Genomic DNA, 21,209 nt, shown 5'->3' on the forward strand with positions numbered 1-21,209 from the left:
GGGCACCTCACAGCTTGCCGGCCTTGACCTGCGCCACGGCATAGTCGACCGCGCGCACGGTCAGCGCCATGAACGTCAGGGACGGGTTCACGTTGCTCGCCGACGCCATCGCCGCGCCGTCGGTGACGAACACGTTCGGCACGCCGTGGACCTGGTTGTGCGCGTTCAGCACCGACGCCATCGGATCGCTGCCCATGCGCGCGCCGCCCTGCACGTGCACGGTGACGCCCGGCGTCGCGCCGACGCGCATGGTCATCACGCCCTGGGCGCCGGCCGCTTCCAGCATTTTTTTCGCTTCCTGCATCGCGTCGAGCGCCATCTTTTCCTCGTTCTCGCCGCGCGCCACGTCGAAGCGCAGTTGCGGCAACCCGAAGCGGTCGCGCGCCTGCGGATCGAGCGTGATGCGGTTCTCGCGCCGCGGCAGCGACTCGATGAAGCCGCCCAGGAAGACGACCCACGGGCCCGGATTCGCGAGGCGCTTTTTATAATCGGCGCCGAAATCGTCGCCGTCCCCGGCCATGTCCGCCCAGCCCATGCGCATCGAGCCGCCCTGCATGATGTAGCCGCGGTCGAAGTCGATACCTTCGTCGCGCACGCCCTTCAGGTTGCGGAAGCGCGGCATGTAGATGCCGTTGGCGCGGCGGCCGTAGTAATAGCGGTCCATCATGCCGGGGATCACGCCGAACGCGGCGGCGTTGTCGTGGTCGCAGATGTAGCGGCCCAGCACGTCGCCCTTGTTGCCCAGGCCGTGCGGGTTGCGCTTGTCGGCCGACTGCATCAGGATCTGCACGCTCGCCTCGGTGCCCGCGTTCAGGAACACGATGCGCGACGTATAGATTTTGCGCTTGCCGGTGGCGGCGTCGATCACTTCCACGCCGCTCGCCTTGCCCGACTTCGGATCGGTCACGATGCGGTGGACGACGGTGTCCGTCTTGACGGTCAGCAGGCCGGTCTTCTGCGCGTCCGGCAGCGTCGCCGACAGCGACGAGAAATAGGCGCCGAACGAACAGCCGCGGCTGCAGATATTGCGGTAGTTGCATGGACCGCGGCCATTGTGCTCGCGGGTCAGGTTGACCGTGCGGCCGACGGTGAGGTAGCGCTCCGGCCACTTGGCGCGGATCACCTCGCGCAGGTGTTTTTCCGGTGCCGTCAGGTCCATCGGCGGCAGCAGTTCCATGTCGGGGAAATGCGCGAGGCCGAGGTTCTCGCCCGAGCAGCCGATGTATTTCTCCACCTTGCTGTACCACGGGGCGATGTCCTTGTAGCGGATCGGCCAGTCGCTGCCGTGGCCGTCGCGCTTGTTGGCCTCGAAGTCGAGGTCGGACCACCGGTACACCTGGCGGCCCCACAGCGTCGAGCGCCCGCCGAGGATGCTCGAGCGGATCCAGGCGTAAGGCTTGGCCTGTACGTACGGGTTCTCGCTGTCCTTGACCCAGTAGTCCTTGTTACTCCACTGGAACTGGCCGAACGGCTGGTTGGACTGCACCGGGTAGTCGCGCGCCATCTCGTCGCGGTCGAGCGCGCCGCGGCCGGGCGCATCCCACGGCGCCACGAACTCGGTCTTGTAACCTTTCTGGTGTTCCAGCGCGCGGCCGCGTTCGAGCACCAGCACCTTCATGCCGCGCTGCGTCAGTTCCTTGGCCGCCATCCCGCCCGTGATGCCGGAGCCGATCACGATCGCATCGAATTCGTAGCTCATATCTGAATCTGCCTGTTCCAGGTTTTGGTGTCGACGTCGGCGTCCCAGCGTCCCGGCACCGGCACGTAGGCCAGTTCGCCGTTGATGCCTGCTTCCGACGTGAAGTAGCCGAGCGTGACGAGGTCGCGCATCTTGAAGAAGAACGGTGCCGCCGGGTCGGCAAGGCGGCCGTCCATGCCGTGCGAGCGCTGCTGGTAGCTCGCCGCCGCCTTGCGCGCGGGCTCCAGCAACGCTGTCTGCTGCGCCGGGGTGCAGGCGGTGAAGCCGCGTCCGTGCGTGGCCTGCGCGGCACGCTCCAGGCCCGCGAGGCCGTCGACGACGGTCTTGCGTTCGGCCGGCACCATCCAGTGCGCGTACATGTCGGCCACGAAGGCGGGCACGCCCGCCTGGATCGCGCCCGGCGTGTCGGTCTGCGGGATGATCAGTTCGCACAACGCGGCGAGGCGCTCCTTGTGCGCCGCCGGGAACGGTTCCGGCTGCGCGCCCTCGTCCGGGCGGCTGCCCGCCGCCTTGGCCAGCTGCACGGCCAGCGTCTCGCCGCTCCAGTAGGCGGCGCCGGCCGCGGCGGCGATCCGCTTGAGCAGGGTTCTTCGGTCCATCTTGTCTCCTTAGGTCAGGCCGAGCATGCGGCGGATCTGCTGCGGGTCGGTGGCGCCGCCCGCGAAATCGTCGAATGCCTTGTCGGTCACCCTGATGATGTGGTCTCGGATGAAAGGCGCGCCTTCGCGGGCGCCCTGTTCGGGGTGCTTCAGGCAGCACTCCCATTCCAGCACGGCCCATCCCTGGAAGCCGTACTGCGCGAATTTCGAAAAGATCGCCTTGAAATCGATCTGGCCGTCGCCCAGCGACCGGAACCTGCCGGCGCGGTCGACCCACGGCTGGTAGCCCGAATACACGCCCTGCCGGCCGCTCGGCCGGAACTCGGCGTCCTTCACGTGCATGACCTTGATGCGGTCATGATAAAGGTCGATGAACTCCAGGTAGTCGAGCTGCTGCAGCAGGAAGTGCGACGGATCGTAGGCGATGTTCAGGCGCGGATGGTGGTCGACGCGCTCCAGCAGCATCTCGAACGTGGCGCCATCGAACAGGTCCTCGCCCGGATGCAGCTCGAACGCGACGTCGACCCCCTGCTCGTCGCAGGCGTCGAGGATCGGGCGCCAGCGCCGCGCCAGCTCGTCGAACGCCGTCTCGACCAGCCCGGCCGGGCGCTGCGGCCACGGGTACAGGAACGGCCACGCCAGCGCGCCGGGAAAACTGATCGTGGCGGACAGGCCGAGGTTGCGCGACGCCTTCGCCGCCAGCAGCATCTGCCCGACCGCCCATTGCTGGCGCGCCGCGGGCCGGCCGCGCAATGCCGCCGGCGCGAACACGTCGAAGGCCTCGTCGTAGACCGGATGCACGGCCACCAACTGGCCCTGCAGGTGCGTGCTCAGCTCCGTGATCTCGACGCCGTTGGCGCGCGCGATGCCGGCGATCTCGTCGCAGTAATCCTTGCTGGCCGCCGCCTTGTCGAGATCGAACAGGCGCGCATCGTTCGACGGCACCTGCACGCCGCGGTAGCCGAGCGACGCGGCCCACTTCGTGATCGCATCCCAGGAATTGAACGGCGCGGCGTCCCCGGCGAACTGCGCCAGGAAGATCGCCGGGCCCTTGATGGTGGTGGCCATGGGGTACGTCTCCGTCAGGCCGCGATGGTTTCGGTGCGTTTGCAGGTCGTCACCGGGCTCCAAGGCAGGTACGAGATACGCAGCTGAACGCCGACTTCGACCTCGTGGGCGCCCGCGGCCAGGCCGCTGGCCTGCACGACCGAGACCTCGGCCACTTCGCCGAATTCCCAGCGCTCCGCGGTGTTTTCTTCGAGCTGGTCCAGCGTCCAGGTCTTGCCGCGCACCGAGAAGCGCACCTGGTCGCGCTGGACGGCGGCGCCGTCGATCTTGACCGCGATGTCCTCGACCACCGACAGCGGCTGTCCGCGATAGTAAGGCAGGCGCACGCCGAGGGCGAAACCGCCGTTGTCCAGGTTGCGCAGGCTGTCCGGGTAGATGATGTGTTTGTCGTACATGTGATTCTCCTTATACCGTCTCGCCCAGCAGGCGCGCGAACATCTGCTGCTGGCGTTTCACCTGTTCGCGGCCATCGACCTCGAATGCGTCCTCGATGTGGCGCTGGCCCTCGTATTCGCTGGACAGGTGGCCCGTATAGCCGCCCTCGATCAGGACCGGAATGATCTCGTCGTAGGGAATCGACGGCTCGCGGCCGGTCTCGTCGATCTCGTAGAACTTGGCGTGGATGTGGAAGATCCACGGCATGAACTCGAGCATGCGGCGCGGATTGCTCCAGATGTTGTGGCGCAGCGTCTCCGCCATCTGCAGGTCGACGGGGTTGGCGCCCATCTTGCGGATGTCCATCAGCACGTAGTCCGGCAGCACGCGCGCCTTGTGTGCCTCGAGGATGAATTCCACGATTTTCGGCGTTGCCCCCATGCGCAGGAAGCGGTCGCGGAACACCGGCGGGTAGTCCTTGATGTACATACCCATGTCCGGGATGTAGCCGACGTGGTCGGAGCCGGTGGCGCGCGTCAGTTCGGTGTAGCGCAGGATCCAGGGATGATCGAAGTGGAACGGCGAGTGCACCTCGATGCCCATGCGGATGTCGAGTTCCTCGGCCAGCGGCACGCACGCGACGACCACTTCGGGCGGCGTGTTGACGATGATGCGCATCGTCTTGCAGCCCAGGCGATGGGCGAAGCGCAGGTCGCGCTGCATCGACGCGACCATCTCGTCGACGTTCAGCTTGCGGTGCTTGTACAGCTTCGTGTCGAGGAACATGTCGTGGCATTGCGCGTAGGCGCCGTGCTTCTCGAGCGACGCGAAGAAGCCGTCGACCTCGGCCTGCGGTACGTCCGGGAAGTTCGTGAAGGACTGTTCGCTGACGACTTCGATACCGCGCGCGCCGAGGCCGGCCGCGTGTGCGATGCAGTCGTCGAGGGTCATCTTGCGCAGGAACGTCTCGTACTGGTAGGAGTACAGCGACACGCCGCGCTTGATGTTGTGGGTTGGATTCATGTTGACCCTTGTGGTGGTGTTGACAAGAAGTGGTGACGGCTTTGTGGAATCAGATGCGGACGGAGACCGCGGGCGCCCGCGCCCGGCCCCGCACGACCAGCGTGGCGATAGCGCCGATGCCGGCGATCACGGCGAATACGACGAAGGCGCCCTGCAGTCCGCCCGCCGTGCCGCGCACGACGTTGACGACGGCCGGGGACACGAACTGCGCCGCGAAGAAGGAGCTGGCCCACCAGCCCATGCCGCGGCCACGGTGCTCGAACGAGAAGCTGCTTTGCGCGAAAGCGACCAGCACGGGGACGATGATGCCGTTGGCGAGCTGCTGGACGAAGGCGAATGCGAGGGCCACCTTGTAGTCGGGCGCCAGGCCGATGCCGCCCAGCCCGATGCAATAGCCGGCGAAGACCAGCGCGATCTGGTTCGGCACGCCATGGCGGGTGGTGGCGCGGAAAATCACGGCGCCGATCGGCACGCCCAGGCTGGGAATCGCCATCGCCAGGCCGATCGATTGCGGGTCCTGCACGCCCAGGTCCTTCAGCAGCACGGAAAAATGGATCACCTGGACGTAGTAGATCGTCGACAGCAGGACGGTCACGCCGCACACGACGAGCGCCACCTTGTACGGGAACGGCAGGGGCCCGGACGCTGCGCCAGCCCCGGCGGCGGCCGGGCGGACACGCGCCTGGGGCTCGAACAGGTAAAAGATGCTGGCGAACAGGACGGGAAAAGCGACCCCGTAGACGGCGAACGGCCATTGCCACCCCTTGGCGGCCAGGAAGCCCGAACATGCGATCGTCACCGTACCGAGGATCGAGCCCATGAGGCCCTGCAGCATCAGCCAGCGGTGGCGCGCCTTTTCGTCGAAATAATCGGCGAGCAGCGTATTCGACACAGTCAGCACCGCCGCCTCGCCCAGGCCGATCACGACCCGCCCGGCGACCACCGCCCAGAAGCTGTCGATGAAGAACGGGATGAAGCCGCCGATGCCGTAGACGGCCATCGCCCACAGCATCAGGTTGCGCCGGCCGAAGCGGTCGGTGACGACGCCGGCGACCGGCGCGAACAGGGCGATGCAGGCGCTGGGAGCGGTGATCAGCAGGGGCACCATCAATTGCGGATTACCCACGTCGCGGAAATGCGCGAGCAGCGTGGGCAGGGTCGGCGACAGCGCGATAATCGCCATCACGGGCAGGAAGCCGGACATTACGAGGATCCATCCCTGGCGCCAGTCGGCCTGGCGGTGTATCGGGTGATCGGTAGGCATGCGTGTCTCCATATCGTTCGTGCGGTCGTTGCCGCGACTTTTTTCATACAGGAAAGAATACGACCCGGCCATGATAGAGTCTTTCCCGGGTTTTTCCCGTTTTGCCCGCCGTTGATTTTATGAATAGGACGCATCCAAAACTTGAATACCCCGGCCAGCCCAGCGGGACGGCTTTTTTCGCTATATTAGGAAAGCGCTTTCCCAAACACTTTATAAAAGAACATCGCATGTCCGAGAAACGCTCACTGTCGGCGCTACCCTCCAACGGCAAGGCCATTTCGATCAGCGCGGTCGCCGAGCAGGCGGGCGTCTCGATCGCCACCGTGTCGCGCGTGATCAACGCGAGCAAGCCGGTCAGCGCCGACACGCGCGAACGCGTCGAGGCGGCGGTCGCGGCGCTCGGCTACCGCGCCAATGCGTTCGCGCGCAGCCTGACGCGCGGCGAGAGCCGGCTGCTGCTGGTCCTGGTGCCTGATTTCGCCAATCCGTTCTACTCGGAGACCGTGAAGGGCGTGGCATCGGTCGTCCGGCGCCACGGCTATAACATCGTGCTGGCCGGCGCGCCCGATGCGCAGGCCCCGGACCAGGGCGCGCCGGACGCCTTGTACAGCCGCCTGGTCGACGGCGTCATCAGCCTGGCCAGCTTCCACGACCTGCAGCCCGCGATGGGCGACATGCCGGACGTGCCGTGGGTGGCGTGTTCGGAGTTCGTCGAGGACAGCGGCATGCCGCATGCGAGCATCGATCATGGCCAGGCCGCACTCGACGCCGTGCAATACCTGATCAACCGCGGCCACCGCCGCATCGCCCTGCTGGGCGCGGACGAGTCCTACCTGTGGGCGCGCCAGCGCCACGCCGGCTACGAGGCCGCCCTCAAGCGGGCCGGCATTCCACTCGACGCGCACCTGGTGCGCATCGCGCGCGGCACCGACTACGGCCTTGGCATGGAGGCCGCCGGCGCGCTGCTGGCGCTGGAATCGCCGCCGAGCGCCGTGTTCGCGGTGTCCGACACGCTCGCGATCGGCGCCATCAAGGCCTTCCGCCGCGCGGGACGCCGGGTGCCGAACGATATCGCCGTGGTCGGCTTCGACAACATCCCGCTGGCCCAGGTCTTCGAACCGGCGCTGACCACGATCGCGCAGCCGATGTTCGAGCTGGGCGCGGCCGCGGCCAGTCTGCTGCTCGAACGCCTGGCCGGCGGCCATCCCCGCTCGTTGACGCTCCAGCACGCGCTGGTCGTGCGCGAGTCGGCCTGACAGGAGAATGAATGCGCTTCAATAAACTGGACCTGAACCTGCTGGTCGTCCTGAATGCCCTGCTCACCGAACGCAGCATCAGCCGCGCCGCCGAGAAGATCCACCTGAGCCAGCCGGCCACCAGCAACGCGCTGTCGCGCCTGCGGGATTACTTCGAGGACGAGCTCCTCGTCAGCTCCGGACGCCAGCTGCTCCTCACGCCGCGCGCCGAATCCCTGATCGAGCCCGTGCGCGAAGTGCTGATGCGGATCGACTCGACCATCGCCGCCCAGCCCCAATTCGATCCGGCCACCGAGAGCCGCGACTTCACGCTGCTGGCGTCGGACTTCACGATGACGGTGCTGATCCCGCCGCTGCTTGAAGTGCTGTACAAGGAGGCGCCCGGTTTCCGCATCCACATCCGCACCCAGAACGACCGGCCGGACGAAGTGCTGGAACAGGGCAAGGCCGACTTCCTCATCATTCCATCGCAATTCCTGTCGAAGAACCATCCGTCGGTCGCGCTGTTCGAGGAAGACTACGTATGCGTCACGTGGGAGGGCAACACGCGCGTGGGCGAGCGCCTGGTGCTCGACGATTTCCTGAGCAGCGGCCACGTGACCGCGAATTTCTCGGGCGAGCGGCAAAGCACGACGTTCGACAGCTGGTTCATGGACAGCTTCGAGCTGACCCGCCGCGTGGAAGTGACGGCGCCCTCGATGGCTGCCCTGCCCGCCATGGTGATCGGTACCGACCGCATCGCCACGGTGCACCGCCGCATCGCCGAGCGCGCCCGGACGTACCTGCCCGTGCGGCTGTGGGAACCGCCGCTGAAGATTCCCCGTCTGGTGCAGACGTTGCAGTGGCACAAATACAAGAACAACGATGCAGCCACCCTCTGGCTGCGCCAGCGCCTGATCGACGTCGCCGCGCGCATCTAGACCTTCAGGAGACAACCATGCATTACCCATTCTTGCCGCGCCTCGCGGCAGGCACCGTCACGGCCATCGTCGCCACGGCCACGGCCACGGCCGCGCCGGCGCAGCCGCCGCTCACCACCCGCTCCGTCCCCCTCATCCGGGTCGACGGCCTGCAGTTCCGCGACCTGGACCGCAACGGCAGGCTCGACGCCTACGAGGACTGGCGCCTGCCCGCCCGCACGCGGGCCGACGCGCTCGTGGCCGCGATGACGCTGGAGGAGAAGGCCGGCGTCATGATGCACGGTAACCTGCCCGCGAGCGCCGACGGCAGCCGGACCGACCTCGCCGCGGCGCGCCCGCTGGTGCTGGAGCGCCACGTCAACACGTTCGTCAGCCGCCAGCATGGCGCCGCCGGCACGCTCGCGGCCGACCACAACCGCCTGCAGGCGCTCGCGGAACAGACGCGCCTCGCGATCCCGGTCTCGCTCAGCACCGATCCGCGCAACCATTTTCAGTACACCGTCGGGCAAAGCGTGGCCGCCGCCGGGTTCTCCCAATGGCCGGAACCGCTCGGGCTCGCCGCCATCGACGATCCCGCCCTCACCCGGCGCTTTGCCGACGTCGTGCGACAGGAGTATCTCGCGACCGGGTTCACGCAGGCGCTGTCGCCCCAGGCCGACCTCGCGACCGAGCCGCGCTGGCCGCGCGTGTTCTCGACCTTCGGCGAGGACGCCGCCATCGCCCGGCGGCACGTGGAGGCCACTGTCGCGGGCCTGCAGAATGGCACGACGGGCCTGCACGACGGCAGCGTCGTGGCCGTCGTCAAGCACTGGGCCGGCTACGGCGCGGCGAAGGATGGCTGGGACAGCCACAACCCGTACGGCAAGTTCATGACGTTCCCCGGCGCGAACTTCGCCTACCACCTGCTGCCGTTCGACGGCGCCTTCGCGGCGCACGTGGCGAGCGTCATGCCGACATATTCCATGCCGGACGGCCCGGTCGACGTGGGCGGCACCACGCTCGACGCGGTCGGCGGCGGCTACAGCCACGCGCTGCTGACCGACCTGTTGCGCGGGAAGAAGGGATTCGCCGGCGTGGTGCTCAGCGACTGGGCCATCACCGGCGACTGCACCGGCCCGTGCGCGGACGGCGCGCCGAACGGCGTCACGCCGCTCGCGTTCTTCCCGCAGTTCGGCACGCCGTGGGGCGTCGAGCACCTTGGCAAGCGCGCGCGGTTCGTGAAGGCCGTCGCCGCCGGCGTCGACCAGTTCGGCGGCACCGAGGAGGCGTCTTACCTCGTCGACGCCGTGCGCGCCGGCGAATTGCCGGTCGCCCGGATCGACGCGTCGGTCGCCCGCATCCTGCTGCAAAAATTCCAGCAAGGCCTGTTCGAGCATCCATTCGTGGACGAGGCCCGCGCCGGCGAGATCGTCGGCAAGCCCGAATTCCGTGCCCAGGGCCTGGACGCGCAGCGCCGCTCGCTGGTGCTGCTGCAGAACAGGGGAAACCTGTTACCGCTGGCTGCCGCCGGGCGCAAGGTCTGGCTGCACGGCGTCGACCCGGCGGTCGCGGCGCGCTACGGCTTTACGCCCGTGGCGACGCCGGAACAGGCCGACGTGGCCATCGTGCGCGCGGCCACGCCTTCCGAGATGCTGCATCCGCGCTTCATCTTCGGCCTGCTGCAGCACGAGGGCACGCTCGCTTTTGCGGACGGCAATCCCGACTACGAAGCCGTCAAGCGCGCGGCGGCGCACGTCCCGACCGTCGTCACCGTCAACCTGGAGCGCGGCGCCATCCTGACCAATATCGTCGACAAGGCCGGCGCCGTGCTGGCCAACTTCGGCGTGAGCGACGACGCGCTGCTCGACGTCGTGACCGGCAAGTCGCGCCCGCAAGGCCGCCTGCCCATCGAACTCCCCTCGTCCATGGCCGCCGTGGCGCGCCAGCGTCCCGACGTGCCGCGCGACAGCGACGCGCCGCTGTTCCCGTTCGGCTTCGGGCTGTCGTACTGATCACTTTTCACCCTCATAACCGATGAACGTCTCCCCTTCCGCCGCCTCCCACGAGTCCGCGTTCGCCGCCGCCGCCGGCTTCAGTCCGCGCCGCCGCACCGCCGCCCTGATCGCCGTCGCCTGCGCCTTCGTGATGGACCTGCTCGACACCACCATCGTCAACGTCGCGATACCGTCGATCGGCCACAGCCTCTCCGCCAGCACGGCGGCGCTGGAATGGGTCATTGCCGGCTATTCCGTCGCCTTCGCCGTGCTGCTGATCCTGGGCGGACGCATGGGCGACAGCCACGGCTACCGCCGCATGTTCCTGCTCGGCGTTGCGCTGTTCACGTTCACCTCGCTGCTGTGCGGCCTGGCGCCCAGCGTCGGCGTGCTCGAGGCGGGACGGCTGCTGCAGGGAGGCAGCGCGGCGCTGATGGTACCGCAGGTGATGGCGCTCGTGCAGGTGATGTATCCGCCCGAGCTGCGCTACCGCGTGTACGCCGTGTTCGGCTTCCTGGGCGGGATCTCGGCCGCGCTCGGGCCCATCGTCGGCGGGCTGCTGATCGACGCCGACTGGTTCGGCCTCGGCTGGCGCCTGGCTTTCCTGATCAACCTGCCGGTGGGCGTGGCCAGCCTGACGGCGGGCATCCTCCTGCTGCCGAAGGGCCGCGGCATCCACCCGGTCGCACTGGACCTGAAAGGCGCCCTGCTGTCGGTCGCGCTGCTGTTCGCGATCCTGCTGCCGCTGATCGAAGGCCCGGCACGCGGCTGGCCGCTGTGGGCCGGTGCGACGCTCGCCGCCGCCCTGCCCCTCACGTGGCTCACCTGGCGCTACCTGGGCTGGCGCGAGCGCCGGCATGGCCACGCGCTGGTGCCGCCGGGCCTCCTCAAGCGCCGGCGGGTCGCGCTCGGCCTGTTGTGTGGCCTGTGCCTGCAACCCGTCGTGCCGGGCTACCTGCTGGTGATGACCTTCGTGCTGCAAGGGGGACAGGGGCTGTCGGCGTCGCAAATGGCCTACGCCTGCGCGCCGATCGCGTTGGGCGCCATGGTGGGCATCAGCCTGCTCGGTCCCGTGCTGCACCGCCGCCTCGGCACCTTCGCGCTGCTCCCCGGCGCCGCCGCGCAGTTGGCCAGCGTGCTCCTGATCGGCTGGGCGATCGGCCAGCCGGCGCTGCCGCTGTGGGCGCTCGTGCTGGGCCAGCTTGCGATGGGCGTCGGCCTGGGGCTCGTCGGGCCGCCGTTGTCGAACGCGACCCTGGCCGACGTCCCGCTCGCCGAGGCGGGCGCGGCGTCCGGCCTGCTCAGCGCCGTCCAGCAACTGGCGGGCGCGCTCGGCGTGGCGCTGGCGGGCCTGCTGTTCTTCCACGGCGGGCCGGCGGTCGACCTCGGCCACGGCTACGACTACGTGGGCGCCTACCGCCAGGTGCTGCCGTTGTTCGCCGGGCTGCTGCTCGGCGGCGCCGTCGTCTGCGTCAATCTCGCACGGCGCCCGGCCTGACCGCGTACGCCGACATTCCACGAGGAGCGACATGCACCCGAACGAATCCGGCAGCCGCCGTACCTTCTGCGCGGGCCTCTCGGCCATCCTGGGCAGCATGGCGTTCGCGCCCGCCGCGGGCCGCACCATCCCGCAACGGCCGTCCGCCCGCGTCATCGTCGACAACGACTTCGGGGGCGACCCCGACGGCCTCGCCGCACTGGCGCACCAGCTGCTGTCGCCGAAGACAAGGGTACCGCTGGTCACCGTGTCGGCGCTGGACCCGAAGTTTTCGGCCGGCGCCGACAAGGGCCGGACCGTCGATCTCGGCTGCTGGCTGGTCGACGAGCTCGTCCGCCGCATCGGCATGGCGAACCCGCCCGTCGTCGCGGGCGGTACCGAGGACTTTGCGCCCGCGCCCTCGGCCGCGGCCCGCGCCATCGTCGCGGAAGCGCTGCGCGACGATCCGCTGCCCCTGATCGTGACGTGCGGCGGCCCGCTCACCAATGTCGCCGCCGCCCTGCGCCTGGACCCGTCGATCGCCGCGCGCATGACCGTGATCTGGATCGGCGGCGGCGCGTACCCGGCGGGCGGCTGGGAATACAACCTCATGACGGATGTCGAGGCGGCACGGCTGGTGGTCGAGCGCAGCCGCGTGCCGCTGTGGATGGTGCCGCAGCCCGCCTACCGGCAGATGCAGTATTCGGTGGCCGAGATGGAAGCGGAGCTGCGGCCGATCTCGCCGCTGGCGGCGTGGCTGTACGATCGCTTCACGACGCCGCCGGACTGGATCGACGTCGGCGGCGCCTGGCCGCTGGGCGACAGCCCGCTGGTGCTGCTGTCCGCGGTCTCGGCCGAGAGCAGCCGCTATCGCGACGTACCGGCGCGGCGGATCCGTGCCGACGGGCGCTACGGCGCCATGGTCCCGGGACGCACCGTGCGGATGTTCGAGCAGCTCGACGTCCGGCTCGCCCTGGGGGACTTCCTGGCGCTGCTGAAGAATCAGGCGGCGGCTTCCGGCGGGGTCGTCAGGTAGGACACGCACAGGTGCTGCAGTTGCGCCAGCAGCTTCGGCCACTGCGCATCCTCCGCGCTCTTGCGCCGGCCGAAGCCGAAATGGCTGGCGACGATCTCGTAGATGCTCAGGAAGCAGAACTCGATCGCCTCGTCCGGTTCCGGATGGGCGATCTCGGCGCGCCGGGCCAGCAGCGCGGACCGGAACAGCGCGAGCTGGCCCGCATAGACATGCAGGCCTTCCTGCGCGATCTGCGCATCGGCCAGCGACGCGTCGACGATGGCCTTGATGATGTCGCGGTCCCGGCGCAGCGACTCCGCGACCTCGACGGCGAGGCGCCGCATCAGGTCCCTGCCGTCGCGCGCGGCAGCGACGGCCTGCGCGATGCCTGCCGCGCACTCCTCGAGCATCTTTTCGTTGGTGCGCAGCTGCACTTCCAGGATGAGCGCCATCCGGTTCTCGAAACGCCCGTAGATGCCGCCGATGGAGACGCCGGATTCGCGGCTCACGTCGGCCAGGGTGAAATCCGCGCCCTTTTCATCGGTCAGGAGGCGCCGGGTCGCCGCGAGCACCTTCTCGTACGATGCGCGGCTGCGCTGCTGTTTCGGGACGGCGGATTGCCTGGTCGGCTTGGCTGTACTCATCGATGCTCCTGTGACTGACCCCGGCAGTTTACCGGATCGGCGCCGGCCCGGGTTGACGTCCGCGCAGCGCGAACACGACACCCGCCAGCACGAGGCAGCCCGCACCGACGCCGGCCACGGCGCCCAGCAGGGATCCCGCCAGGCCGGTCAGCGCGGTGAGCAGCGGTGGGCTCAGGAAGGTCCCGACGAAGAAGCAGGCGCCCCAGATGCCCATGCCGCGTCCCCGGTGCGCCGCGCCGAACTTGTCCAGCGCCCAGCCGATCAGTACCGGGACCGCGAGGCCGTTGCCGAACTGCGCCAGCAGCGCGCACGCGAGGGCCGTCCCCGCCGTGGGCGCCAGTCCCAGCCCGGCATAGCCCAAGCCCAGGCTGGCGAACATCAGCGCGAAGCGCGCGGGCATCCGCATGCCGCCCAGGCGCGTGAAGACGATGCCGCCCAGGACCACGCCCGCGCTGGCGATGGTGACATGCAGGCCGATCGCCGCCGGCGACGCGACGCCGTGGTCGTAGAACACGCGTCCCAGTTGCACCGCCTGGACGAAGTACAGGACCGAGACGCCGATCGTCACCAGCGCGACGCCGCGCGCGGCGGCCCAGGGGAACGGACCCGCTGCGGCCGCGTTGCCCGTCCGCGCGCGCGCCGGTTCGTACAGGCAGGAGGCCGCCCACGCGAGCATCGGCGCGCCGGCGAGGTACAGCAGGAACGGTGCATGCCAGTCGACGGCGCCGAGCGCGCCGCCGGCGAGCACGAACAGGGCGGCCACCACGGGGCTGATGACACTTAACAGGCCGAGCCAGCGCTGGCGCCGCGCGCCCGCGAAGTAGTCGCCCATCAGCGCGTTCTGCGCGGCCAGGATCCCGGCCTCGGCGATCCCGACGAAGAAGCGCGTGACGAGCACCCAGGTCAGGTTCTCCATCGCATACGGCAGCACGCCGACCGCGGTGAACAGCGCCAGCGACGCCAGCATCACGGGGCGCCGGCCCCAGGTGTCGATGAGAGTGCCGATCAGCGGCGAGAACAGGGCGATGCACAGCGAGGGCAAGGTCAGGATCATCGGCACCAGCCACGCCGCATGCGGCGCGGCGCCGAAATGCGCGAAGAGCTGCGGCAGGTTGGGCACCAGCGACACGATGGCCATCGTCGGCAGCGCCGCCGCGAAGATCAGCGCGAGGCCCTGCGCGGCGCCGGCCGTCCCGGCCTGGCGTTGGTTGGGTGTAAGCATATCCATGGACATCCTTTGGGATTCGGTGGAACGGCCGGGTGGCCGTTCCGTTCATGCGATGGGCTCAGCCGCCCGTCGCGAGCGTGGCCCTGATCTCGTCCAGCTGCGCGCAGATGTGCTGGGGCGTATCGTTGCCGATGACCTTCTGCAAAAACGGCGTGTGGTCGTACACGAGGTCGCGCAATGGCCGCAACAGCGCGGGCATGTGGTGGAACGCCTTGCCGGTCATGTACGCCTCCTGCACGACGCGCACCGTGTGCGGCTTGCGCCGCTCCTCGTACGCCTGCAGTGCGCGCCGCGCCGCGCCGGTATCGGCCAGGTCGACCGCGGCCAGCTCGTGGGCGAGGAAGTAGCCGTCCTCGATCGACATGCCAGCGCCGTACGCCGCGTAGGGCGACGTCGGGTGGGCCGCGTCGCCGACCAGCGTGATGCGCCCTTTCGACCACTGGTCGCGCGGGACCCGGTCGCGGATCGGCCAGCGCTGCACGTGCTCCGGCGGCGTGCGCGCGATCAGATCGCGCATCGTCGGGGAGAAATTCGTCGCCCGTTCCGCCGCCCAGCCCAGCAGGTCCGGCGGCGGCGGCGCGTCGGGATCGCACGCCTCCAGCACCCACCATTCGTAGCCGACCTTGTCGTCGTGCCGGATCGGCGTATAGCTGCATTGCGTCGTCCGGTCGTGCGCGATCACGCCCTCGGTCGGTGCCTCGCCGTCCCACAGCAGGTAACCGCCGACCAGGTGCAGGCGCTGGTGCCGGATCGGTTCGTCGCCCCACAGGTGGCGCCGCACGAACGAATTCAGGCCGTCGGCACCGATGACGACGTCGGCGACGTATTCGCGCCCGTTCCTGAAGCGCAGCAGCACGTCGCGTCCGCGGTCCTCGATCGCCTGGCAATCGTGATCCAGCTGCAGCATCCCGGCCGGCATCGCGGCCAGCATGCGCTTGTACAGGCCCCAGCGGATCAGGCCGATGAACCCGCCGCCGTATTCGCGCACGACCTCTTCCGGCAGCACGACGTCGGCGCGCTTGCGGCCGTCGTGGCGCTCGAAGCGGATGGCACATGGCGCGCCGAGATTGCCGGTATCGACGCCGATCAGCTTGAGGATCTGCTGTGGCGGCGGCCACAGGTTCAGGATGTTCCCCGCCGGCTTGACCTCCGGGTAGCGCTCGAACAGCCGGACTTCGAAACCCTTCTTGTGCGCGGCCAGTGCCGCGGCCATGCCGCCGGGGCCCGCCCCGACGATGGCGATCCTGCCTTTGCTTGCCATGGTTCTTCTCCTTTCGTGTCAACGGTTGGCGTCGTGGTCGCGCTCGATCCTGCGGATCAGCGCATGCTGGCGCCGCACCTGCTCCACCGACCGCCACGGGGCCCGGTCGCCCTCGTATTCGGACGACAGGTACCCGCTGTAGCCGGCCTGCTTCAGCATCGGGATGACGGACTCCCAGGGAATGTTGGCGTCCACGAGGGACTCGTCGATCGCGTGGAACTTGGCCTGGATGAACACGACGTATTGCGCGATGGCGAGGAAGTCCGCGGGCGGCACCTTGATCCCGTTGAGGAAGTCGCGCCGCATCTCGGGCGTCTCGCCCGGGAAGTACGGCAGCGGCCGGTCCTGGAAGATGCCGGTATCGATCAGCAGGCCGAAATGCTTCGTCTTCGTGCGCTCGATGAATGCGATGTACGAGTCCACGACGGGGTGCCGGATCGGCGTGGGCGCATGGATTTCCGGGCAGATGACGATGTCGAGGTCGTGCGCGAGGTCGAGGCAGCGCTCGATGGACTCTTCCCAGATCGGGTCCGGCACGAGGTCGAACGACACGACGCCGATCTTCGGGCGCACGTAACGAAAGCCCAGGCGCGCCGCGAGCCGCAGGTCGCGAGCCAGGTCGGCGGCACCTCCCTGCGCCGTCATCGCGCGCCCGAGGCGCAGGCGGGTATCGATCCACGCGCCGTAGTTGGTCGGCTCCAGCTTGTACTTCTCGAGCAGTGCGAACCAGTTGTCGATCCAGGCCATCGTCGGCGCCGGGTAGCCCTTCACATGCCCTTCCCCCAGGATCTCGATGCCGGTCGCGCCGATGTCCGCGATCGCGTCGAACGCATCCTCCAGGTCCATCACGGTGCCGAGGTCGTCGGTGAAGCTGTACAGGGACACACCGTATTTGAAGGCGCTCATGGTTGCACCACCGTGGCGTGACGGGTTTCGACGATCACCGAGGGCTGGAATTCGATCGGGATGTACGACTGGCGCACGCGCACGCGCACCGTCACCTCGTGCACGCCCGGCGCAAGGCCGCCGGCCTTCGGAACGCGGACGACGCCGGCCTCGTCCATCGGCCAGCGCACGTCGGCGGCCTCGCGCAACGTGGCGAGCGTGAATTCGCTGCCCCCGATCAGGTAGCGGTTGGCTTCGTGCCCGAATGCCTCGCCGTCGATGGTGACGTCGACACCGTCCACGAGGCTGGCACGCAACCCGCGATACGACGGCAGGCGCAGGCGGAATTCGAAGCCGTCGCGCCGGCCAGCGGGGCCGGTGTTTCTGAATCCGGTACTTTGGAAAAGGGTTCGTTCAAGCATGTCTGCGGTCTCCTCGAGGCTGGTTGTCGATTTATCGAATCCGAATACGGATTCGTATTTTTGCTGCAAATTATGCCTGCGTCCGTATCGAATGCAAGCGTTATTTCGGGTCTGTCGTCATTGACCGGCCGCCGGGACGGCGGCCGGATGCGGGTTTCAGGGTGCCGGGCGGTACGCGAACGCGTCGAAGTCGGCCGGCGCCATCTCGGGCTTGCCGTTTGCGGTGGCGTAGAGGGCGATGTACACGCCGGTGAAGCCACCTGCCGTGACGGAACTCAGGTAGCGGGTGTCGGCCTCGCCGAGGCCGGTCCAGGCGCCGCTGCCCTGGCGGACGGCGAACGCGTACCTGTCCTTGTTGCCGCCGACCCGCAACGTGACCGGACCGTCCGCCAGCGGGACGGTGCGCAGGACGGTGCCGATCAGTCCCAGCCGGATGCGCAGCACGGCGACGCGCTGTCCGCCCTGCCGCGTCACGGACAGCGCGTAGTGATGCTTGTCGTCCTTGAACAGCGTGAGGCCGGCCTCCTCGCCGTCGGCGCGCGGCTCGAAGTCGAGCGTGGTGTCCGCCTCGAACTCGAAGTGCTGCTGGCGGCGGCCCACGAAGGTCACGCCGTCGACGTCGGCCAGCGTGACGGCGGTGCCGTGCAGGCGCAGGAAGCCGGGCCGCTCCGCCAGCGAATAGCGGTCGCTGCGCGGGTTGTGCAGGTAGTTCCATTCGTGGCCGAGCCGCTTGCCGGAGAAGTCCTCGGCGCGCGCTGCGTCCTGCTTCACGACGGGCCCCGGCAGCGCGGGCGCTTCCATCCGCTCGCTGACCGTGCCGTTGGCGTTGACGACGGGCCACGCGTCCTTGTCCCAGCGGACCGGCGCCAGGAAGGTCTCGCGCCCGAGGATCTGATGGTCGTCGTGCTGGCGGAAGGCGTGCGCCAGCATGAACCACGCGCCGTCCTGCGTCTGCACCAGGTCACCGTGTCCGAGCCCCTGGATGACGCTGGTCTCCGCGTTCATATCGGCGTGGGTCATGATGGGATTGCCGGGGTCGCCCATGTACGGGCCGTCGATGCGGCGGCTGCGCGCGATCGTTTCCTTGTGGCCGAACTGGGTGCCGCCTTCCGCGATCATCAGGTAGTACCAGCCGTCCTTCTTGTACAGGTGCGGCCCTTCGGGATAGCGCCCGCCGGTACCGGCCCAGACGTTCCTGGGCGCGGTCAACAACTTGCCGGTACGGATGTCGATCTGCGCGAGATGGATGCCCTCATGGATGTTCGGCCCCCAGTTCACCGTGGACGTCACGTACGCCTTGCCGTCGTCGTCGAAGAACAGGCTGGGGTCGATGCCTGGCATGTCGATCCAGACGGGATCGGACCACGGACCGCGCGGATCGGTTGCGGTCACGTAGAAATTGCCCTTGTCCGTGATGTTCGTCGTGATCATGTAGTACACGCCGTCATGGCAGCGCAGGGTCGGCGCGAAGATGCCGAGCGTGACGCCGGCCTTCTGCAGCGGAACCTGTTCCGGCCGCGCCAGCACGTGGCCGATCTGCTCCCAGTTCACGAGGTTCGTGCTGTGGAAGATCGGCACACCGGGGAAGTAGCCGAAACTGCTGTGGACCATGTAGTAATCCTTGCCGACCCGGCACACGCTGGGATCGGAATAGAAGCCCGGCAGCACGGGGTTCTGGTACGCGACCTGCGCGCCGGCCGTGGTGGCGGCGCACAGGGAGGCGGCGAGGACGAGCTGCGCGAGCCTGCCGGCGGTCTGTCTGGATGTTGTCATCATCGTGGTCCTGAATGGCGGTGAAAAAAAGCCGGCACTGAGGGCCGGCGTTGCGCGAGCATGGATAACGCGCTCAAAGCGAATTGCGTGTCGCGATCGCCCCCAATACCGCGGCACTGGGCTTGGGGGTCCGCTTGAACGTGTTGCGGTCCAGCGTGCACAGGCCGAATTTCGGCCCGTACCCGAACACCCACTCGTAATTGTCGATCAGCGACCAGTGCATATAGCCGAGCACCGGCACGCCGTCGTCGATCGCGCGCTTGAGTTCCGCGAGCGCCGCCGGGATCAGGCGTGCGCGCTTGCGGTCGTCGGCCGCGTTCACGCCGTGCTCCGTGACCATCACGGGCACGCGGCTGACCTCGTGCGCATACCGGACCACGTCGGCCAGCGAGGCCGGATAGATTTCCGCGCCGGCGTCGTTCGTCTCCGCGCCTGGCGGCGGCGGCAGCCGGCCCTTGTCGTCCCAGATGGTGCGTTCGTAGTTCTGCACGCCGACGAAATCGTCGCCGCGCGCCGCTTCCAGCCAGGCCCGGTACAGCTTGTCGCGCATCGCGTCGCGCAGGCTGTGCGCGCCTGCGGGCTGGTCATCGATGATGGCCAGGCTGACGCCCACCGGCAAGTCGGCGCGCACCGACTTGATGGCATCGCGCCCCGCCTTGTGGCCGGCCAGCAGGTGCTGTTGCACGACCTGCGGATCGGCCACGTACAACGGATTCCCGGGCAGGAAACGCGCCACGCCGTGTGCGCGTGCGGCGGCCTCCTGCATCGCCCGGTCGTCGCCCAGCAGCCGCTTGCCGATGTCGCCGGGCAGGACGAGGTCGAGCACGCCAGTCAGGTTGGGTTCGTTCAGCGTGGTCGCGTAGCCGATGCCGGCGGCCAGGTGGCGCGCGGCGCGTTCGCAATAGCGGGCGAACAACGCCGGCGCCTCCGGGTTGGACCATCCTCCCTGCGCCGCGAACCAGACCGGCGTGGTGAAGTGGTTGAACGTCACCACCGGCACGAGGCCGCGGGCCCGGCAGCCGGCGATCATCGCCTTGTAATGATCCAGCATGGCGACCGAGAATTCGCCCTTGGCCGGCTCGATGCGCCCCCACTCCAGGCTGAAGCGATAGCTGTTCAGGCCAAGGCTCTTCACGAGATCGAGGTCGACGGGCCAGAGCGCGAAGCTGTTGGCGGCATCGCCCGACGGTTCCATGTACACCGTCGGACGGGCATGCTCCATCGCCCACACGTCGCTGCCGACGTTGTTGCCCTCGACCTGGTAGGCGGCCGTGGCGGCGCCCCACAGGAACTTGGCTGGAAACGCCGGGCTGCGGGCGGCTGCGCGCGCGGCGCCCGGCAGGGTGGCAGCGCCGGCGGTCGCCGCGACGGCGCCGAGAAAAGTGCGTCGATTCAACATAAATTTGCTTTCATCGTTTGACATGTCGTGCGGTGCCATCCACGAGGAAACCGCGTGTCGCGATCCAGCGGTACAAAAGGTCGAGCCAGCCTTCGCTGGTCCTGCCTTTGATGCCCATGCCGAACCCGTGCTCGTCGTCCGAAAAGAGATGGAATTCTATCGGCTTGCCGGCCGCGCGGTAACTGTCGACCAGTGGGAACCCCGCGCCCTTCAACAAGAAGTCTTTCTGGCCGATGGCCACGAACATCGGCGGCGCGTTGGCCGGAACGGCAAGCGGCCCCATGTTCGGATAGATCGGCGCCGCGAACGCGGGTACGTCCGGGCCGCCGCCGGCCGCCATGGTGCGCGTGAGAAATCCACCTGCGGAGAACCCCATGAATCCGACACGGGCAGGATCGATCCGGTAGCGGGCGGCATTCCCACGCACATGGCGCAAGGCAGCCAGCCCGTCGGCAGCGGCCTCCGGCGTTGTATCGTCCGGCAGGGCAAAGCTGGCTTTCCCGCCGCGCAGCAGGCCGGCCAGCTCGGCCTTGAACTGGTCGTCCGGGCCTGGCGTCGGCCGCAAGCGGTATTTCAGGACGAACGCGGCGATGCCCCGGCCGGCGAGCCAGCGCGCGACCTCGCAACCTTCCTTGTCGATCGCCAAGCCGAAAAAGCCGCCGCCGGGCGCGACAATGACAGCCGCGCCCGTCGCCGTGCCGGCGGCCGGCAGGACCGGTGTCAGCGTGGGCCGGCTGACGTTGCGGATGAAACGGGTGTCGCCGTCATACCCCCAGGTTTCGGCTGTTCCGTTCGTTGCCGCGGGCGCCGACAGGTCGATGCCCGGGAGGTCGCAGACCACGGTCCCGGCGGCATCGGCCGGACCGGCGAGGAAAAGGAACGACAGGAAAAGAAAGCCGAATCGTCGATGCATCGCGCTGTCCACAAT

At 68.5% G+C, this 21,209-nt stretch carries 19 protein-coding genes; 5 read left to right on the forward strand and 14 right to left on the reverse strand.

What is annotated here, in order from left to right; genetic code table 11:
* Window positions 1-7: 7 nt before the first annotated feature.
* Genes QPK29_RS00950 through QPK29_RS00975 form a run of 6 tightly spaced genes read right to left on the reverse strand, consistent with a single transcriptional unit; the run spans window position 8 to window position 6,028 of the window.
* Window positions 8-1,699 carry an FAD-dependent oxidoreductase gene (locus QPK29_RS00950; protein WP_371769331.1) on the reverse strand — a complete coding sequence of 564 codons (1,692 nt, stop codon included), beginning with the start codon at window positions 1,697-1,699 and terminating at the stop codon, window positions 8-10.
* Window positions 1,696-2,298: a gluconate 2-dehydrogenase subunit 3 family protein gene (locus QPK29_RS00955; protein ID WP_371769332.1), complete on the reverse strand. Its 603-nt coding sequence runs from the start codon at window positions 2,296-2,298 to the stop codon at window positions 1,696-1,698. The genes QPK29_RS00950 and QPK29_RS00955 overlap by 4 nt, the downstream gene beginning before the upstream one ends.
* A 9-nt stretch (window positions 2,299-2,307) precedes the next feature.
* Window positions 2,308-3,366: a sugar phosphate isomerase/epimerase family protein gene (locus QPK29_RS00960; RefSeq protein ID WP_371769333.1), complete on the reverse strand. Its 1,059-nt coding sequence runs from the start codon at window positions 3,364-3,366 to the stop codon at window positions 2,308-2,310.
* A 14-nt stretch (window positions 3,367-3,380) separates the two neighbouring features.
* A complete protein-coding gene (locus tag QPK29_RS00965) occupies window positions 3,381-3,761 on the reverse strand; it encodes a C-glycoside deglycosidase beta subunit domain-containing protein (RefSeq protein ID WP_371769334.1) in 381 nt (126 codons plus the stop codon).
* Window positions 3,762-3,771: 10 nt separating this feature from the next.
* Window positions 3,772-4,764: a sugar phosphate isomerase/epimerase family protein gene (locus tag QPK29_RS00970; protein ID WP_371769335.1), complete on the reverse strand. Its 993-nt coding sequence runs from the start codon at window positions 4,762-4,764 to the stop codon at window positions 3,772-3,774.
* Window positions 4,765-4,813: 49 nt separating this feature from the next.
* Window positions 4,814-6,028: an MFS transporter gene (locus tag QPK29_RS00975; RefSeq protein ID WP_371769336.1), complete on the reverse strand. Its 1,215-nt coding sequence runs from the start codon at window positions 6,026-6,028 to the stop codon at window positions 4,814-4,816.
* A 227-nt stretch (window positions 6,029-6,255) separates the two neighbouring features.
* Here QPK29_RS00975 and QPK29_RS00980 point away from each other — a divergent pair, with 227 nt between their 5' ends.
* The 5 genes from QPK29_RS00980 to QPK29_RS01000 are packed head-to-tail and all read left to right on the forward strand — an operon-like array spanning window position 6,256 to window position 12,690.
* Window positions 6,256-7,284: a LacI family DNA-binding transcriptional regulator gene (locus QPK29_RS00980; protein WP_371769337.1), complete on the forward strand. Its 1,029-nt coding sequence runs from the start codon at window positions 6,256-6,258 to the stop codon at window positions 7,282-7,284.
* 11 nt (window positions 7,285-7,295) lie between these two features.
* A complete protein-coding gene (locus tag QPK29_RS00985; protein WP_371769338.1) occupies window positions 7,296-8,204 on the forward strand; it encodes a LysR family transcriptional regulator in 909 nt (302 codons plus the stop codon).
* A gap of 17 nt (window positions 8,205-8,221) precedes the next feature.
* Window positions 8,222-10,195, forward strand: coding sequence for a glycoside hydrolase family 3 protein (locus QPK29_RS00990; RefSeq protein ID WP_371769339.1), 1,974 nt, complete (start codon window positions 8,222-8,224; stop codon window positions 10,193-10,195).
* Window positions 10,196-10,217: 22 nt separating this feature from the next.
* Window positions 10,218-11,675, forward strand: a complete 1,458-nt coding sequence (locus QPK29_RS00995; RefSeq protein ID WP_371769340.1) for an MFS transporter — start codon at window positions 10,218-10,220, stop codon at window positions 11,673-11,675.
* A 31-nt stretch (window positions 11,676-11,706) separates the two neighbouring features.
* A complete protein-coding gene (locus tag QPK29_RS01000; protein WP_371769341.1) occupies window positions 11,707-12,690 on the forward strand; it encodes a nucleoside hydrolase in 984 nt (327 codons plus the stop codon).
* On the opposite strand, the gene QPK29_RS01005 is transcribed toward QPK29_RS01000, so the two are convergent.
* The 8 genes from QPK29_RS01005 to QPK29_RS01040 form a co-directional block, all read right to left on the reverse strand.
* The gene (locus QPK29_RS01005; protein ID WP_371769342.1) at window positions 12,657-13,313 is read right to left on the reverse strand and encodes a TetR/AcrR family transcriptional regulator; all 657 of its coding nucleotides are present in this window, start codon (window positions 13,311-13,313) and stop codon (window positions 12,657-12,659) included. The two genes, QPK29_RS01000 and QPK29_RS01005, sit on opposite strands and share 34 nt — an antisense overlap.
* Before the next feature lie 28 nt (window positions 13,314-13,341).
* Window positions 13,342-14,541: an MFS transporter gene (locus tag QPK29_RS01010; RefSeq protein ID WP_371769343.1), complete on the reverse strand. Its 1,200-nt coding sequence runs from the start codon at window positions 14,539-14,541 to the stop codon at window positions 13,342-13,344.
* A gap of 58 nt (window positions 14,542-14,599) precedes the next feature.
* Window positions 14,600-15,802, reverse strand: a complete 1,203-nt coding sequence (locus QPK29_RS01015; RefSeq protein WP_371769344.1) for an FAD-dependent oxidoreductase — start codon at window positions 15,800-15,802, stop codon at window positions 14,600-14,602.
* An 18-nt stretch (window positions 15,803-15,820) separates the two neighbouring features.
* A complete protein-coding gene (locus QPK29_RS01020) occupies window positions 15,821-16,708 on the reverse strand; it encodes a sugar phosphate isomerase/epimerase family protein (RefSeq protein WP_371769345.1) in 888 nt (295 codons plus the stop codon).
* Complete coding sequence (locus QPK29_RS01025; protein WP_371769346.1) at window positions 16,705-17,109, reverse strand: C-glycoside deglycosidase beta subunit domain-containing protein; 405 nt, start codon at window positions 17,107-17,109, stop codon at window positions 16,705-16,707. Before QPK29_RS01025 ends, QPK29_RS01020 begins: the two co-directional genes overlap by 4 nt.
* Window positions 17,110-17,265: 156 nt before the next feature.
* Entirely contained in the window at window positions 17,266-18,882 is a 1,617-nt protein-coding gene (locus QPK29_RS01030; protein ID WP_371769347.1) for a glycoside hydrolase family 43 protein, read from the reverse strand.
* A 73-nt stretch (window positions 18,883-18,955) separates the two neighbouring features.
* Window positions 18,956-20,281: a glycoside hydrolase family 1 protein gene (locus QPK29_RS01035; RefSeq protein WP_371769348.1), complete on the reverse strand. Its 1,326-nt coding sequence runs from the start codon at window positions 20,279-20,281 to the stop codon at window positions 18,956-18,958.
* Window positions 20,282-20,291: 10 nt separating this feature from the next.
* Window positions 20,292-21,194, reverse strand: coding sequence for an alpha/beta hydrolase (locus QPK29_RS01040; protein WP_371769349.1), 903 nt, complete (start codon window positions 21,192-21,194; stop codon window positions 20,292-20,294).
* Window positions 21,195-21,209: the final 15 nt, after the last annotated feature.

Origin of the sequence: Massilia orientalis (assembly GCF_030411975.2) — a bacterium.
Lineage (GTDB): Bacteria > Pseudomonadota > Gammaproteobacteria > Burkholderiales > Burkholderiaceae_D > Telluria > Telluria orientalis.

Excerpts from the sequence above, each read along its gene's own strand:
- QPK29_RS00985 (WP_371769338.1), top strand. The coding sequence starts at position 7,296 with ATGCGCTTCAATAAACTGGACCTGAACCTGCTGGTCGTCCTGAATGCC.
- QPK29_RS00965 (WP_371769334.1), bottom strand. The coding sequence starts at position 3,761 with ATGTACGACAAACACATCATCTACCCGGACAGCCTGCGCAACCTGGAC.
- QPK29_RS01035 (WP_371769348.1), bottom strand. The coding sequence starts at position 20,281 with ATGTTGAATCGACGCACTTTTCTCGGCGCCGTCGCGGCGACCGCCGGC.
- QPK29_RS00955 (WP_371769332.1), bottom strand. The coding sequence starts at position 2,298 with ATGGACCGAAGAACCCTGCTCAAGCGGATCGCCGCCGCGGCCGGCGCC.
- QPK29_RS00960 (WP_371769333.1), bottom strand. The coding sequence starts at position 3,366 with ATGGCCACCACCATCAAGGGCCCGGCGATCTTCCTGGCGCAGTTCGCC.
- QPK29_RS00950 (WP_371769331.1), bottom strand. The coding sequence starts at position 1,699 with ATGAGCTACGAATTCGATGCGATCGTGATCGGCTCCGGCATCACGGGC.
- QPK29_RS01020 (WP_371769345.1), bottom strand. The coding sequence starts at position 16,708 with ATGAGCGCCTTCAAATACGGTGTGTCCCTGTACAGCTTCACCGACGAC.
- QPK29_RS00995 (WP_371769340.1), top strand. The coding sequence starts at position 10,218 with ATGAACGTCTCCCCTTCCGCCGCCTCCCACGAGTCCGCGTTCGCCGCC.
- QPK29_RS01015 (WP_371769344.1), bottom strand. The coding sequence starts at position 15,802 with ATGGCAAGCAAAGGCAGGATCGCCATCGTCGGGGCGGGCCCCGGCGGC.
- QPK29_RS01030 (WP_371769347.1), bottom strand. The coding sequence starts at position 18,882 with ATGACAACATCCAGACAGACCGCCGGCAGGCTCGCGCAGCTCGTCCTC.
- QPK29_RS01000 (WP_371769341.1), top strand. The coding sequence starts at position 11,707 with ATGCACCCGAACGAATCCGGCAGCCGCCGTACCTTCTGCGCGGGCCTC.
- QPK29_RS00990 (WP_371769339.1), top strand. The coding sequence starts at position 8,222 with ATGCATTACCCATTCTTGCCGCGCCTCGCGGCAGGCACCGTCACGGCC.
- QPK29_RS01010 (WP_371769343.1), bottom strand. The coding sequence starts at position 14,541 with ATGGATATGCTTACACCCAACCAACGCCAGGCCGGGACGGCCGGCGCC.
- QPK29_RS01025 (WP_371769346.1), bottom strand. The coding sequence starts at position 17,109 with ATGCTTGAACGAACCCTTTTCCAAAGTACCGGATTCAGAAACACCGGC.
- QPK29_RS01040 (WP_371769349.1), bottom strand. The coding sequence starts at position 21,194 with ATGCATCGACGATTCGGCTTTCTTTTCCTGTCGTTCCTTTTCCTCGCC.
- QPK29_RS00970 (WP_371769335.1), bottom strand. The coding sequence starts at position 4,764 with ATGAATCCAACCCACAACATCAAGCGCGGCGTGTCGCTGTACTCCTAC.
- QPK29_RS00975 (WP_371769336.1), bottom strand. The coding sequence starts at position 6,028 with ATGCCTACCGATCACCCGATACACCGCCAGGCCGACTGGCGCCAGGGA.
- QPK29_RS01005 (WP_371769342.1), bottom strand. The coding sequence starts at position 13,313 with ATGAGTACAGCCAAGCCGACCAGGCAATCCGCCGTCCCGAAACAGCAG.
- QPK29_RS00980 (WP_371769337.1), top strand. The coding sequence starts at position 6,256 with ATGTCCGAGAAACGCTCACTGTCGGCGCTACCCTCCAACGGCAAGGCC.